This is a genomic window from Pseudomonas sp. 2024-210 (genome assembly GCF_045062345.1).
Classification (GTDB): Bacteria; Pseudomonadota; Gammaproteobacteria; order Pseudomonadales; family Pseudomonadaceae; genus Aquipseudomonas.
In genome coordinates, this window is the sequence record NZ_JBJGEJ010000012.1 from 1 (window position 1) to 15,054 (window position 15,054).

A 15,054-nucleotide genomic window follows, 5' to 3' on the forward strand; every position below is an offset into this window, starting at 1 on the left:
TTCCCCAGCCTTATCAGATAGCGCCAATGTTTGAGCATAGGCAGGCTTCACCGATAAGAACGCCAGCAAGGCCATGACGCCCAGCGGTAGGATGCGTGCATTATTATTCATTATTAATTGACCTTATTACGCCGTGCAAAGTCAATTAACTCCATAATATTGGACACTTCTAACTTCTGCATGATACGTGCCTTATAAGTACTCACGGTTTTGTTGCTCAACAGCATGTCCACGGCAATCTCTTTATTGCTCATGCCCAGCGACAAACCGTGCAACACTCTCAGTTCGCGCCGACTGATGCGCGCTAATAAATGGCGCTCATCATCTTCGCGCTGATCCGCGCTACCATACGTCATCACCTCTGCGGGAAAGTAACGTTTTTGTTTAACGATTGCCCGCATCGCCTCAACCAGTTCTTGCGTATCTTCCTCCTTTGAAACAAAGGCCGAGACACCTGCCCTCAAGCAACGAGAGGCATACGTATAACTTTTCAAACCCGTATAGATGATAATTGCAGTTCGATTATTCAGACTTTTCAATCGTTCAACAACAGACATGCCGTCCAATAATGGAATGTCTAAATCCAATACCACCACGTCAGGATTTAACTTGGTTATGGCACTAATAGCATCGACCCCATTGTCAAACTCACCGATTATTTCGTGCCCTTCATTACTGAGTATCATGCTTACTGCCAAGCGCACGACCGCATGATCATCAACCACTAAAACCTTCACTGCTCGATCCCTCCTTGAGCGGACAACATTTAATCAGCAGATCTTTACCGTACCTGCCAACACGTCATCGTCACAGGCATTGCATGCACCTTAATGAGGTAGCCGCGCCGTGACTAAAGCGACCTTACGGGCACAGTAAGGCCGAGTCATTACCCAATCGGAATTCACTCTTACTCTACCCTTAAGGATCCTTAACCCCCCTTAATCAAGGGCCCCGCAGGGGGTACGCCTAAGCCTTCCCTGCTCATGCGTACCCCCTGAACGGGGTATTTATAATTTTTTAGAGTTCGCGATGCACGCCTGGCCGAGCGCTCGCCATCGGTATCACGAGATAATCGAAACCTGCTGAACCACTCACACTCAATGTTAGGCAGGTTGAATGGATTTGCTCGACCTTATGCGCTGTTGCTTATTTATCGCTAACGGCCTTTACACCTTCTTGCCAGCCAATTGATTGGCCGCATAGGCCAACTGTTCCAATTGATAATGAATCTGCGCTCGACCCAATTGCGCAATCGGCTGTCGGTTCCACAAGATGTAGCTGTTACTCTGCGGCTCCTTCCCAAGTACCGGCCGGCACGGATCTTGACTAAAAATATTTTGTTCAATAACTGGGGCATCTTCCGAAGGCTCCACCGTCGCGAACATCAACACATAATCTGCTGGATGTTCGGTCACATGAAACACATCCTCGCCTATTCTAAAACTGGACACAGATTGAATGTATTCAGGTTTGGGCAACGATAAAGCCACATTCAACTCGATCATCAATGTTTCGTATTGCACTTATGCCTCCGACTGCAAGCCCACTGAATCATTAACTTTCAAGGTGACAGCACTGTCTATGCCCGTCTCCTTATAAGTTCTGCATCTCTCCAGGATGGCAGCGATGGGACCCGCCATAGAGTCAATTTCTTGCCCCGCCATTTCAATTTTCTGTTGTAGCGTCTCTCTCGCATCGAGCTGCTTATCGAGTTCTTCCTTCGACAAGCTCGCATCCAAATTATTGACAACATTAAGCTGCTCTAATAATTCATTAGCCGGACCCTGCGGCGTGGCCCACTGGGAAAATCCAATACCCGCAATAGGCGTGTCAAGTATATTTTGTAATTCACTCGTTATTTCCGGCGTATAATCAGCGCCTACCAAACCCTGAAGCTGTGTCACCATTCTACGCAGAGGACCATTACCATCGAACAACTCTCCACGAATATCATTCAGCGCTCTATCCCCCACCCAAGGATTTGTTTCAGCCTCTTTTAAGAGTTTTGGAATTATGGTGTAAGCAAGTTCCGCGTACACCAGCCTCTGTTGCTGTAAGTCCATGGGTTGTGTTTTATCAGGGACAGGCTCAACAGTGCGCCCTAACAAACTGTTAATCATGTCCATCACACCCGACACAGCCTGCTCCAAGTAAACCTTGAAACTTGCAAGATACCCTACACCCTTAGTGGGCTCTTGATGGTCAGCGAGTCGCTTTGCATCAGAAGGCGTGGGGGCAGGCGCTGCATGCGACATGCTGGAATTAGAAGAATCGCCGGTATACCACTGTGAAAAAACCTGACTCAGCGCCGCGGGATTTGGATGACCGATCATCATGACATTTCTCTTTCTTAACATTACAAGATAAAGGGGCGACGTAAGACTTCGCATTACGTCCATTGGCTAGGCGCTATTACTGAGCGCCCGTGTCTTTAACGATCAAGACGCCTGCTTTAAATTGACTTCTGCTACTGCCTCCGACGCCATCTCATGGTAAGTCGCCATATAGTTCACCAACCGCAGGTGCAAACTATCGCTAAGCTTAGTGCTGTCCTTTGGGCCAACTAACAGGACTGGGCTGTATGTGTTCATTGTGCCATCTGACTTGACATCGCCAAAAAAAGGCTTGCCGTATTTATCAAAATTCAATTCAGGAAAACTTTCTTTGTGCGCATATAAATGTTGAGCCTCTTTATACCTGCTCACTTCGTTAAATTCGCCAGAGAGTGTTTTTTTTGCTTCGCCAATCTTCTCTTTCAGTATAGAAATATCGTTCTTAACCACTTCCAGCGAATTGCGCACCCAACCGCGCCACTCGTTTTTTCTAAACTCAATTGCTTCTTGCGAGAGTTTCATCTCGACTGTTTCAAGCACTTTATTTAAACATTCAAGCTTAGCATCTTTGGTGTTTGACTTTGCCGCTTGCTGGCTTGACATTTGGGCCGACAAGAGAGCTTGTAACTCTTGTCCTTTATTATGGATTAATTTAAATTCTCCATAGCCAATGCTGGCTGAAGAATTCTTAACGGTTGACACCAACTTACTCAGCTCCGAAGCGGAGAACTTGCCTTTCGCAACTGCCGCATTAGCCGCCTTATTGAAAGCATCAACGACACTCACATGACGGCGTGTAAAAAAACTCAACATACCCATGCCTATAACCTCTTGTTACGCTGCAACCCAGCGCGCACTGTTATTTATAAATATTACTCAGCCCCACTTTAGAGGCGTGTAGTTTCAGTCTCGCTGTTGTTTATTGGCTGATGAATTTTAAGCGCGCTTTTCAGGGGGGACTTATCTCCGTCTCCTACCAGCTCACGAACCTTGAGTTTTCCATCAATTTCCGAGATATCTTTAACTTGAACCGTGTTAGAAAGCCTCACTTTTGTCGGCTTATCACTTGCGCTCTCGCGAAGCATTAGCTCGCACCTACCCATCATCCCTCTCAAAACCTTACCTGGACATGATTGATTGACACTTTTCAGATCCCCCAACAAACGCGACACCTTATGAACCACCTTATCGGCCACGTGCTTATTTTCCTTCGATAACTGGTCTAGACTCTTATCGTTTTGATTCTTGTCCAGCACTATTAGCGAGGCAAGGCCTCTGGATATTTTATAATCAGCATTTATAGCGCGCACCAAATGTTCAGCTGTTTTATTAGATATGGATTTATGCCCTGATTTCTTGCAAGCCATATCAATAAAGTTGTCTGATTCAATAATCTTATTTGAATGAAAGATATTACCAAGCTTCATTACCGCAAACTCCAGTTCAATATAACAGAATTCTGATAAGTCTCCCCTTTAAGCGAAAGACCTCATCATTATTTTACGGATTAGCGGCTTTCAATTGCTTGCACAATTCGCTCATTGTGCAGTCCTACTTTGAACCCAAAATTTTTGAGTATTGAGTGCCACCTACACGCGATGAAGTCAGCTCATTACACGCGCTCTCAAGGGAGTCCATTAACACGTCTTGCGCGAAAAGTTTTTGAGCCGCTCTGCCAGGCGTTTCGGGGTTAGCATGCTGTAATGCTGATCCCAGGCTGCTCGCAGGCTCACGCATAACTTTATGTGCGGCGTGCGCGGCCAGGCTTGAATGAGCATTGCGCGCGCCATAACGGGCTAAGTCCGTGACCACGCCAACACCCCGGCCATTGGCGGCCAATGCCTGGGTGATGGACGACTGAACAGCTCGGTGGCCAATCATCTCATCCTGTAGATGTCAGCCGACTACTGTGTGCTGCATTGAGTCCCTTTAATGTGTTGGCAATCACAGCACGATCAAAACCTACAGTTGATGTGTGGCTCCATAAATACAGATTTGATACCAGATACCCGGGTATTCATTGCAATCTTTGTTGCATGTGTGACTGGCACCCATGCTAACGCAGGCACTGGCCGTCTGTGATAATGCCGCTGTGAGTGCACATGCAATTAAACACTTTACGACTGATTTCATAGATCAAATCTCGTAGTCCAACATTTACGTTAGCTGCTTACGGTGAGTACCTGTCAAAACACTGACGCTTACCCCACAGAACTTAAGCAGCGGTAAGCGCTAGTATTTACTGGGTTGCGTGTAAAATCAGCCGAACCAATTCCTTAGTTACTGAAGTGCTTTTCTGTTGTTTATGCAGGAAGAAACGCTATTAGTGGTAGAAATGTCCTACTTTATTCAGACAATTCTTTCCTGTCCTACAGCCTGTATCGTTTGTCTTTTATTCCAAAAAAGAATAACCAGGGCGAGTGGTTGTTTGACTTAGTTATATTTGACGTACCATTTTTGTAAATCGCTTGAGGTCAGCTTCTCGCCGAAACAGATCTCCAGCTTGAAGCCTTGAAGCTTCTAATCCCTGCCCCCCCACGGCCCTCCTCCTATTTTTACGTTTTCGACGAGGGTCTTTCACACTGAGCCAAACACTGACAATTTGTCGCAGGGCTGCGTTTTTGATAGAGTCGTAAAACTAACTGTTTAGTACATAGCTTGATGTGCCTGCCGGTTTCTCGCTTTGAGCCTTAGGCTACGGGCGTTGCCTATGACCTCCAGATGCTGCAGTGCGCTATAGCTGAAGGGCTTCTGCCCTCCTCCCTCCCCGTTTTTTTGCATCAGTAGGGTCCCGAAACATGAATAAGTCACAACCTTCGGCCTCTGTAAGTCGCTGGCCCGTTTGGATCGCCGCCTTCGGTGTGCTGGTCTTCGGATTACTCTTTGTCGCCGGTGGTGGTTATCTCGCCACGCTGGGCGGTAGCGTGTATTTCCTGCTCGCCGGTATTGGGATGATTGTTTCGTCCGTCCTGCTGTTCAAACAGCGTTTGCTGGGCGCATGGCTCTTTGCTGCTGTGATGATCGCCTCCATTGTTTGGGCCGTGCTGGATGCAGGCCTGGTCTTCTGGCCGCTGGTCTCGCGGCTGTTCGCGTTGGCTGTGTTGAGCCTTGTCGTCGCACTGGTCTACCCGACATTGCGCAAAGCCAATGGTATGAACGGTAACGGTGGCTACGCTCTAAGTGTTGTACTGTTCGCGGCCATCGTTGCGGGTTTCTGGGGCATGTTCCAGCCTCACGCGTCGGTATCACCGACCGGTGACGGCCCGGGTATTACCAAGGTTGACCCGGCTAAAGCCCAGAAAAACTGGGAGCATTACGGTAATGATGAAGGTGGCAGTCGCTTCGCTGCACTGGATCAGATTAACCGTGACAACGTTTCCAAACTGGTTCCAGCCTGGACTTATCACACCGGCGACGTCGCAATCAGCGATGGCAATGGCGCTGAAGATCAGATGACGCCACTGCAAGTGGGCGACAAGGTGTTTATCTGCACCCCACACAACAACCTGATCGCGCTGGATGCTGACTCCGGTAAAGAACTGTGGAAGAACAACATCAATGCCATGTCAGCGGTATGGCAGCGTTGCCGTGGCCTGGCTTACTTTGATGCGACTGCGCCAATTGCCCAGCCAACCGATGGCAGCACGCCGGCCGCAGCGGTCTCGGTTGAGCCAGGTGCAGCTTGTCAGCGTCGTCTTTTGACCAACACCATCGATGCACGTCTGATCGCGGTCGATGCTGATACCGGCAAGTTCTGTGAAGATTTCGGCAACCATGGCCAAGTAGACCTCAAAGCTGGCTTGGGCAATGTCCCGGACTCCTTCTACCAACTGTCGTCTGCTCCGCTGATGGCGGGCACCACGGTCGTGGTTGGCGGTCGTGTGGCCGATAACGTTCAGACCGATATGCCGGGTGGTGTTATTCGCGGGTTTGATGTGATCACTGGCGCGATGCGCTGGGCATTTGACCCCGGCAATCCGCAAGACAAACAAGCGCCAGCTGAGGGGCAGACCTACGTTCGCAGCACGCCGAACAGCTGGGCTCCGATGTCTTATGACCCACTGATGAACACGGTTTTCCTGCCTATGGGCAGCTCGTCTACCGATATTTACGGGGTGGAACGTACTGATCTGAACCACAAGTACGGTGCTTCGGTGTTAGCACTCAACGCCACCACGGGTGATGAAAAGTGGGTGTATCAGACTGTCCACAATGACTTGTGGGACTTTGACCTGCCCATGCAGCCTAGCCTGATCGACTTTGCCAAACCTGACGGCAGCAAGGTTCCAGCGCTGGTCATCGGCACCAAGGCCGGTCAGATTTTTGTACTGGATCGCCACACCGGACAGCCGCTGACACAGGTAGAAGAAGTGCCTGTCAAAGCCTCCAACATCCCGAACGAACCTTACTCGCCGACACAGCCGAAATCGGTCGGCATGCCGCAGATTGGCGCTCAAACGCTGACTGAATCGGATATGTGGGGCGCAACACCGTTCGATCAGATGCTGTGCCGTATTTCGTTCAAAAAAATGCGTTATGACGGTTTGTATACCGCGCCGGGTACTGATGTGTCCCTGAGCTTCCCGGGTTCGCTGGGCGGGATGAACTGGGGCAGCCTATCGACCGATCCGGTACACGGGTTTATCTTCGTCAACGATATGCGTCTGGGTCTGTGGGTGCAGATGGTGCCACAGCAAAAAAATGCCATCGCCAATTCCGGTGGTGAGGCCTTGAACACGGGCATGGGTGCCGTACCGCTTAAAGGCACACCGTATGCTGTGAACAAGAACCGCTTTCTGTCGATTGCCGGCATTCCTTGCCAGGCACCGCCCTTTGGCACACTGACGGCTATCGACATGAAGACCCAGAAAGTTGCGTGGCAAGTACCGGTTGGCACCGTTCAGGACACCGGTCCTCTGGGGATCAAAATGGGCCTGCAATTGCCAATTGGCATGCCAACCCTCGGCGGTACGCTGTCAACTCAAGGCGGTTTGATCTTTATCGCCGGCACGCAGGATTACTACCTGCGTGCGTTTAACTCGGCCAATGGTCAAGAGGCATGGAAAGCACGCCTGCCCGTTGGTAGCCAAGGTGGCCCGATGACGTTTGTGTCGCCTAAAACCGGCAAGCAATACATTGTCATCACCGCGGGTGGCGCTCGCCAGTCGGCTGACCGTGGTGATTACGTGATCGCTTACGCACTGCCTGATAAAGAGTAAATTTGAAGCAATAAAAAAGACCCGCTGATAGAGCGGGTCTTTTTTTTGGATGGTTGTTACGTTTGAGTCAACAACACCCGCGTCACTCGGCGCTCTTCCACTTCTACTACCTTCAATGTCCAGCCTTCCCACGACAGCGTGTCGCCAATCATGGGCAGACGGTCCAGCAAGCTCATGACCATCCCGCCCAGTGTTTGGTAGTCGTCCGTGGCCTTGGCCGGGAAACCGGTGTGCAGGCCTATTTGGCTCAGGTTCAAGGCACCACTGACCAGAAATCCACCCTCCTGCGGCACGATGTTCGGACCTTCAATTTCGCTGGCATCTGGCAGTTCGCCTGCAATCGACTCAAGAATGTCAGTCATGCTGACAAGACCGGTGAAATCGCCGAATTCGTTGACCACAAAGGCAATGTGGGTCGACTCTTTGCGCATTTGTTCCAATGCATTAAGGATCGAGAAGCTGTCGAGCAAATTGATAGCCGTGCGTGCCATCGCTTCCAGGTCGGGTTCGTGACCTGCCAGCAGCTCCTTCAACAGTTCCTTTTTGTGAACAAAGCCCAAAGGTTCATCGATGCGCCCTGCCCTGATCAACGGTAATCTTGAGTAAGACGAGTGCATTAATGTTGTGCGAATTGTCTCAGGCGAGTCAGACAAATCTATGTGATCAATGTCGGACCTCGGAGTCATAATCGAACGTATGGGGCGTTCCGCGAGTTGCAGAACACCGCTGATCATCACACGCTCACGACGATGGAAGACCTCTTCGCTCTCCCCGCCTTCGAGCATGTCGGCGATTTCTTCTCCTACCTCGTCCACATCCAGGGTGCGACCGCCCATCATGCGCAGCACCGCATGAGCGGTACGTTCACGCATGGGACGAAGCCCTTGCACGCTCTTTTTGCGTCGTGAACGGGCAATCTGGTTGAACACTTCGATCAGAATCGAGAAACCAATCGCAGCGTACAAATAGCCTTTCGGGATATGGAAGCCCAAGCCTTCGGCCGTCAGGCTGAAGCCGATCATCATCAAAAAGCCCAGGCAGAGCATGATCACAGTGGGATGACTGTTGACGAATTTGGTCAGCGGCTTGCTGGCAATGATCATCAAGCCAATGGAGATCACCACTGCGATCATCATGACCGCCAAGTGTTCAACCATGCCCACAGCCGTAATCACCGCGTCCAGCGAGAACACGGCATCGAGCACTACGATCTGCGCCACAATTGGCCAGAACATCGCATACACGGGGTTCGAGACCTTTTCGGCGACATGACCTTCGAGCCGTTCGTGCAATTCCATCGTGGCCTTGAACAACAGGAACAGGCCACCAAACAGCATGATCAGGTCACGCCCCGAGAACGACTTCTCAAACACTTCAAACAAAGGCTCGGTGAGTGTCACCATCCACGAGATGCTGGCCAGCAGGCCCAGTCGCATCAGCAGCGCCAGCGTCAAGCCGATGACGCGAGCGCGGTCGCGCTGCTCAGGTGGCAGTTTGTCCGCCAAAATGGCAATAAACACCAGGTTGTCGATACCGAGTACCAATTCCAGCACGATCAACGTCAACAGGCCTAGCCAGGCCGTGGGGTCTGCAATCCATTCCATAAAATTATTAACACACTCGCAAAGTCAGGGAGTGCGCGTAACGCGCACGGACGCACAAAGCTGCAGACAAATTGTCGAGCTTCAAAAAAGCTGGGGTGTGTGATGCGGATGGATAAACAGTGGCTGCGCACAGGCGGGATGCTGGCAAAGAATAGCGACTGGGAGGCTCCAGGAGCGTGTTCATATAAACCTTTAGGGAATTTGGGGAGGCAATCCTACAGCGCTTTAGGTTTAGAGAGCGTGGCAGACTTATTACAAAATTTGACCGGACGCTGCATCATCAGCTTTTAATAGGGTGTCCTACCAATGAGCGGTCAACGCTATTACCCAGATGGCAAATACTATGGAAATCCAGTTACGAATCGCCCAGGTTGAAGACGCTGAGCCCATAAGTGCACTTATTACTGCAGCGCTGCAGGTCTCTAATGCGCAAGATTACCTGCCAGACGTCATCGCACAGGTTCAGCAAAACTTCACCCCAGTGCATATCCTTGGGTTTTTAAGCCAACGAGAGGTCTACGTGGCCACGCTCAAGGGCCGCGTTGTCGGCACTGCAAGTCTGGATCGGCAGGTGGTTCGCAGCGTATTTGTCGAGCCGGGTCTGCAAGGTTCGGGCATCGGTAAAAGACTGATGTCAACGCTAGAAACCGTGGCCGCACAAAAAGGCTACAGCGAGTTGAAAGTGCCCTCCTCGATCACCGCTGAGGGCTTTTACCGCGCAATGGGGTATTGCGTAGAACGCGATGAATATTTTGCCGGTGAGCGCACCATCATCATGATCAAACAGCTTTAGCCACTACTTATCGGGCTTTGACTGTTGTTGGCGAGCGGTCGACTGAGCCGTTGTCTCGCCCGCTCTGGTTTTTTTATTGTCAGCCACTTCAGGTGAGCGAAGAGCGTCATTGTCCCGTTCAACCTCACCCGGTGGCCTGTCCTGTGTGTCAGGATTTTCTGTTGACTTGCTCATCACTGACTTCTTGAGCGATGCGCTCTGTGATGTAACGCCCGGCTGTTATGGACTCGAGGCCCGGCAATCAGCCAAGCCAGCATCCCGAACAGCGGGACGAAGATAATGATCGCGAGCCACATTAGACGGCTAGTGGCGTGGCCTCCGCTTCGAAGAACACAGCTAATTGCCCAAAACTCGACTAGCAGCAAAATGATGGCCGACGCGACCCAGATATATTCGGTTTGCATACATCACCTCCCGTGTTGTTTGTCTTTAGGCTAGGTGATATCGCAAGGGTTCCATATTTTATTTAGTTATAACTGGAACCGATCTGTCACATTTCGACGCTCATTGTCATCGCGCATGTCATAGGCGACTGTTGTTGCGATGTTGGCATGGTGAGCGAGTTTTTGTGCAATCGATACGTCGTATTCCTCGATAACGCGGGTGATAAACGAACGACGGAAGTCATGGGGCATGATCTCGACCCCGATTTGCCTGCCTCGCTGCTTGGCAATGTAGTAAATCGCGTGCTTGGTCAGTCGCTCACGGGTGATGTGATTGCCACGCCTAATCCTGTTGAACAGGAATACATCGTCACTGACGCCTTGTGGCAATTGTTCACGGCGAAACGCCAGCCACGCCTCAAGCTTTTCGAAGGCCCATGCCGGAGCGAACTTGATCAGCTGTTTGTTACCTTTGCCGAGCACTTGCAGACTGCGTTCGACCACATTGACTTGCCACAGATCCATGTTCACCGACTCGGACTTGCGCATTCCGGAGCCATACAAGATCGCCATGATCGCTGCATCTCTGAGCCCCTGTGGACGCGGGTCAGCAGCGCATACGTCCATCAGCTCGCGGATCAGGGTGCGGCGCAGATTGCGGCCTTTGACCAACCGCGAACCCCCGCTCGCCTTGACGGCACGAATCTTGAGCAGGTGGTCCTGAGTGATCAGGCTTTGTTGCCATGCCTGATTCATCACCCCACGAATGGCATTGACGTACAGCGATGACGTGTTGGGCGCATAACCGTCTTCACGCAATGCCGCTACCAAGGCTGTGATATGCCCCGGTTGCAGCTCTTGCCAGGGGAACTCATCGATTGAGACGTCTTCCACTCCCAAGCGATCAGCCGCGTCTTGTAGGATATAGCGCATTGTCTGACGGCTAGACGGCGCGAGCCTCTCAAGATAGAGCGATACCGGCGGCCGAACCTGATTGAGCTGAAGGCCGGGAGCCGATGGAGTAGCGAGGTCAATAGTCGACAAAAGCAATCTCGGTGCGGGCTGAAACAGGTCGTAATATACCCCATATGCACCGCTGCATATTTCGATTTCTGCTTCAGAAGGCATGATCTAGAGCGCCGCCCATCGATCCTGCTTCAAATTTTTTAAACTTTTGCGAGTGCGTGCATTCACACCTTAGGCAACCTCTGAAGTTAATCAGGAGCCACGCCATGAAGCACTACCCTACGCCCCCGTTCGCACCGCAAGCGCAACCTGTGCCCGGTTCACAGCGCAAAATGGAACCGTACCCGGACTGTGGTGAGCAGAGCTACAAGGGATCGGGTCGACTGAATAACAAAATTGCATTGATCACTGGCGGCGACAGCGGCATCGGCCGTGCCGTGGCCATTGCTTATGCTCGTGAAGGTGCCGATGTTGCGATCGCCTACCTGGATGAACACGAAGACGCTCAAGAGACGGCTCGCTGGGTCAAGGAAGCCGGCCGTCAGTGCCTGTTACTGCCCGGTGATCTCGCTCAAAAGGAGCAGTGTGAAACCATTGTCGCCAAAACCGTGGCGCAATTTGGACGCATTGATGTGCTGGTCAACAACGCGGCCTTTCAAATGACCCACTTCTCACTTGAGGAGATCACGGATGAGGAATGGGTCAGAACGTTTGATATCAACATCACTGCCATCTTCAGAATCTGCAAAGCGGCGTTGCCGCATTTGCGCCCCGGCAGTTCGATCATTAACACCAGCTCCATTAATTCGGATATGCCCAAGCCAACTCTTTTGCCCTACGCCACCACCAAAGGGGCCATCGCCAATTTCACCGGCGGGCTGGCTCAACTGCTGGGGGACAAAGGGATTCGCGTCAACAGCGTGGCCCCCGGCCCTATCTGGACACCCTTGATCGTGGCAACCATGCCTGATGATGAAGTCAAAGACTTCGGTGGCCAAACCCCGATGGGGCGTCCGGGGCAGCCAGTAGAAGTGGCGCCGGTTTATGTGATGCTGGCCTCTGATGAGTCCAGTTATATCTCCGGTTCGAGAATTGGTGTGACGGGTGGCAAGCCTATTCTGTAGGCCGCACCGTTTAATTGAGCCCTGCCCCCAGCCTTTAGCGGGGCTCATTCACAACCTGATGGCCGCCCTTGGCGCCTAGCTCGATTAGACCGGCGCGAGTGGATCAACCAGCTTGGCCGCAATAGGCATCCCGTCCAGATCCCGTAAATGTCGGCCTTGCATGCGCTGCATGACCCGGGGGTCGTTGCTCGCCCGGATGAGCGCTGGGGCGAGACACCTTGTGCTTTTATTACCCTCAAGGCCGATCACCAACACGTGCGTGAGAGCGAGATCATCGCGTTTTGCCGCGAGCATCTGGCCGGGTCAAAGTCCCGCGCACGGTGGTGTTCACGTTGTTGCCCAAAACGTCGACCGGCAAGATTCAGAAGTTCGTGCTGCGGGATATGGCCAAGGCTTTATAGAACACGCGTTCAGTCCGTCATCCATGCACATCCTGCACATGTTCAACCCGCCAATAAAAACGACGGCCTTTACGGGCCGCCGTTGGGCGTGCGGGCAGAACGAACTCAGTCCTCCAGCTCTTCCAGTAACAGCACTTCACGATGCGCGAGCAGGTCTTTGACCGCCCCAGCCATCGTTAGATAGTGCGCCGTGGTTTTATGCTGCTCTATGGCCTCCCTGTTCGTCCACGCCTCGATAAAGACAAAGCGGTCAGGGTCGTCTATATCCACATGCAGGGCGTAGGCAATGCACCCTGCCTCAGCCCGTGATCCTTTCACACACGCGCGAAGCGCCTTTTCAACCTCGACACCATGGCCGGATTTGGCGCGCAGTGTGGCAACAATCTTGATGACTTTGGACATATCGACTTCCTAGACCTTGCTGGCACTTGATGCCGAAAAATAGCCAGCGATCTTATCTTTGATCACAAGCCTTTGCTCTTTGAGTTTGAGCAATGCCTCATCAGATATGCCCAGCGCATTGTCTTTTTCAGCTGCAACAATCTGGTCATCCTTGTCCTTGTACTCCGCAAACAATCGGTCCAGATGAGGGTTTTCGTTGCGCAGCTTGCTGGCCAACTCAGGGGTCACACTCAAGTCTTTAAGCAAATCGTGTTTAACAGGCATATCGGCACCTCGTAGAAATTTCGGTGGTCGCCTTGGGCTCGTGTGATGAGCCCAAGGCAGGTCGTGTCGCCATAAATGCTCCCTAAGCAATAGCACGCAACCGATCACCTCGAAAGCTACGCGTGAAAATTCACCGTCAGGCCCTCGTCAAACTTCCATCCCAACGTGCGCAAGATGTTCTCTTTAGCACTGGGCGGGTGACTCACAAAATCCGGTACAGCAACCGCTCAATTCTCACCCGGCTCACCCTGCGTAGAAACTTGGCGACGCCTGCCGGGTATTCCTCCAGCGTTTCCAGAATCTTGTAACTCTCAATACGCCGAGTGTTGGCAAAAATCGACTCCAGCTCTTGACGTCGTGGCTCCAGCCATTCGCGGCGCGGGTCATCAATCAGTAGGCCATTTTCAAGATCCAGACGGAACGCCCGCGGATTGAGGTTATTGCCCGTTAACAAGGTGTAACGGTCATCGACCCACAGGCCTTTGAGGTGAAAGGTGTTATCCCCATCACGCCATAAATGCAGGTTCAGTAAACCGCTATCGATCATGTGCTGATGCTTTTTGGCAAACCGGCGCAGACTCAACTCATACAGGTACGGGAGTGCCGCAATCACCTTGAAAGGCTCGCTGGGCGGGATGTAAAAATCATTGGCCGTCTTGTCGCCAACCACAATATCAATCTTCACGCCGCGCTCCAGCGCCCGATTGATTTCACGGGTCACGGGCAATGGCAAATTGAAGTACGGCGTGCAAATGGTCAGTTGCTGTTGGCTGCTGGCAATCAGCTCGCAAATCACCCGGCTTAGCGGGTTGTTTTTGCCCACCCCCAGCAGCGGGCTCACCGAAAGACCAAAATGCCCGGTTGTCGCTTCGCGGGTGTCGTATACGGCTTTTTTCAGGCTGCTGCGCAAATCACCAATGGCACTGCGCAGGCTGCGGGTAGACGGCAACTGGGGCACGTCCAGACGATGCACCGCCTTGGTGGTAATCAAGTCCTCAACCACAAAGCGCTGCATGGCATCCGCCAGGGGTTTGTTGCGCAGCAGATGATAGCGATCGAAGCGATATTTGTCGAACTTGTGCAAATACACATTGTTCAGGCTCGCGCCGCTGTAGATCACACAGTCGTCAACAATAAAGCCTTTGAGGTGCAAAACGCCGAAAAGCTCGCGGGTTTGAACCGGCACGCCATAAACAGGCACTTCGCTGCTGTGGGCGGCGGTCTGGGCCTGATACCAGGCGGCATTGCCCGGTTGTTTGCCGGCGCCGATCAAGCCGCGCTGGGCCCGTAGCCAATCCACCACCACCACGATTTCCAGTTCTGGACGTGCGGCTTTGGCAGCGTGCAAGGCATCGAGGATTTCCTGTCCTGCTTCGTCCTGCTGCAGGTACAAGGCCACCAGCGTAATGCGCTGACGTGCACTGGCGATATGTTCGAGCAGGCACTGACGAAATTGGGCCGCGCTGGGCAAGATGCTGATTGCATCGGCGGACAAAGGAAAGCTGCGAAGTTTAGGCAGCAAAGAACGTTTGAAGAGCGACGGCATAGGGCTCGCTAAGGGTCGA

Annotated in this window: 14 protein-coding genes and 1 pseudogene; 4 read left to right on the forward strand and 11 right to left on the reverse strand. The window is 52.1% G+C overall.

The genetic code is table 11. The features are described 5' to 3' along the window. Positions 1 to 113: 113 nt before the first annotated feature. The 5 genes from ACI7MX_RS16335 to ACI7MX_RS16355 all read right to left on the reverse strand — a co-directional run bounded on the left by ACI7MX_RS16335 (position 114) and on the right by ACI7MX_RS16355 (position 3,760). Positions 114 to 737, reverse strand: coding sequence for a response regulator (locus ACI7MX_RS16335; protein ID WP_405585548.1), 624 nt, complete (start codon positions 735 to 737; stop codon positions 114 to 116). 429 nt (positions 738 to 1,166) lie between these two features. Further along, positions 1,167 to 1,523, reverse strand: coding sequence for a CesT family type III secretion system chaperone (locus ACI7MX_RS16340; protein WP_405585551.1), 357 nt, complete (start codon positions 1,521 to 1,523; stop codon positions 1,167 to 1,169). Further along, a complete protein-coding gene (locus tag ACI7MX_RS16345) occupies positions 1,524 to 2,336 on the reverse strand; it encodes a hypothetical protein (RefSeq protein ID WP_405585554.1) in 813 nt (270 codons plus the stop codon). Positions 2,337 to 2,438: 102 nt separating this feature from the next. Further along, positions 2,439 to 3,152, reverse strand: a complete 714-nt coding sequence (locus tag ACI7MX_RS16350; protein WP_405585556.1) for a hypothetical protein — start codon at positions 3,150 to 3,152, stop codon at positions 2,439 to 2,441. A 68-nt stretch (positions 3,153 to 3,220) separates the two neighbouring features. Then, positions 3,221 to 3,760, reverse strand: coding sequence for a hypothetical protein (locus ACI7MX_RS16355; RefSeq protein ID WP_405585559.1), 540 nt, complete (start codon positions 3,758 to 3,760; stop codon positions 3,221 to 3,223). A 1,371-nt stretch (positions 3,761 to 5,131) separates the two neighbouring features. Here ACI7MX_RS16355 and ACI7MX_RS16360 point away from each other — a divergent pair. Further along, complete coding sequence (locus tag ACI7MX_RS16360; protein ID WP_405585562.1) at positions 5,132 to 7,552, forward strand: glucose/quinate/shikimate family membrane-bound PQQ-dependent dehydrogenase; 2,421 nt, start codon at positions 5,132 to 5,134, stop codon at positions 7,550 to 7,552. Between the two features lie 56 nt (positions 7,553 to 7,608). Here ACI7MX_RS16360 and ACI7MX_RS16365 read toward each other — a convergent pair whose 3' ends face one another. Beyond that, the gene (locus ACI7MX_RS16365) at positions 7,609 to 9,156 is read right to left on the reverse strand and encodes a TerC family protein (RefSeq protein ID WP_405585565.1); all 1,548 of its coding nucleotides are present in this window, start codon (positions 9,154 to 9,156) and stop codon (positions 7,609 to 7,611) included. A 343-nt stretch (positions 9,157 to 9,499) separates the two neighbouring features. Here ACI7MX_RS16365 and ACI7MX_RS16370 point away from each other — a divergent pair, with 343 nt between their 5' ends. Beyond that, a complete protein-coding gene (locus tag ACI7MX_RS16370) occupies positions 9,500 to 9,949 on the forward strand; it encodes a GNAT family N-acetyltransferase (RefSeq protein WP_405585568.1) in 450 nt (149 codons plus the stop codon). A 173-nt stretch (positions 9,950 to 10,122) separates the two neighbouring features. Here ACI7MX_RS16370 and ACI7MX_RS16375 read toward each other — a convergent pair whose 3' ends face one another. After that, positions 10,123 to 10,353 carry a PLD nuclease N-terminal domain-containing protein gene (locus tag ACI7MX_RS16375; RefSeq protein WP_314483164.1) on the reverse strand — a complete coding sequence of 77 codons (231 nt, stop codon included), beginning with the start codon at positions 10,351 to 10,353 and terminating at the stop codon, positions 10,123 to 10,125. A 66-nt stretch (positions 10,354 to 10,419) separates the two neighbouring features. Next, entirely contained in the window at positions 10,420 to 11,265 is an 846-nt protein-coding gene (xerC, locus tag ACI7MX_RS16380; protein WP_405585571.1) for a tyrosine recombinase XerC, read from the reverse strand. A gap of 299 nt (positions 11,266 to 11,564) precedes the next feature. Here xerC and ACI7MX_RS16385 point away from each other — a divergent pair, with 299 nt between their 5' ends. Both ACI7MX_RS16385 and ACI7MX_RS16390 read left to right on the forward strand, forming a co-directional pair. Further along, positions 11,565 to 12,422 carry an SDR family oxidoreductase gene (locus tag ACI7MX_RS16385; protein WP_405585574.1) on the forward strand — a complete coding sequence of 286 codons (858 nt, stop codon included), beginning with the start codon at positions 11,565 to 11,567 and terminating at the stop codon, positions 12,420 to 12,422. A gap of 177 nt (positions 12,423 to 12,599) precedes the next feature. Next, positions 12,600 to 12,823: pseudogene (locus ACI7MX_RS16390) on the forward strand (AMP-binding enzyme); the annotation flags it as partial. A gap of 105 nt (positions 12,824 to 12,928) precedes the next feature. Here ACI7MX_RS16390 and ACI7MX_RS16395 read toward each other — a convergent pair. The 3 genes from ACI7MX_RS16395 to pssA form a co-directional block, all read right to left on the reverse strand. Continuing rightward, complete coding sequence (locus ACI7MX_RS16395; RefSeq protein ID WP_405585577.1) at positions 12,929 to 13,225, reverse strand: putative quinol monooxygenase; 297 nt, start codon at positions 13,223 to 13,225, stop codon at positions 12,929 to 12,931. Positions 13,226 to 13,234: 9 nt separating this feature from the next. Beyond that, complete coding sequence (locus tag ACI7MX_RS16400) at positions 13,235 to 13,489, reverse strand: DUF465 domain-containing protein (protein WP_314483171.1); 255 nt, start codon at positions 13,487 to 13,489, stop codon at positions 13,235 to 13,237. Positions 13,490 to 13,691: 202 nt separating this feature from the next. Beyond that, positions 13,692 to 15,035, reverse strand: coding sequence for a CDP-diacylglycerol--serine O-phosphatidyltransferase (gene pssA, locus ACI7MX_RS16405; protein WP_405585580.1), 1,344 nt, complete (start codon positions 15,033 to 15,035; stop codon positions 13,692 to 13,694). Positions 15,036 to 15,054: the final 19 nt, after the last annotated feature.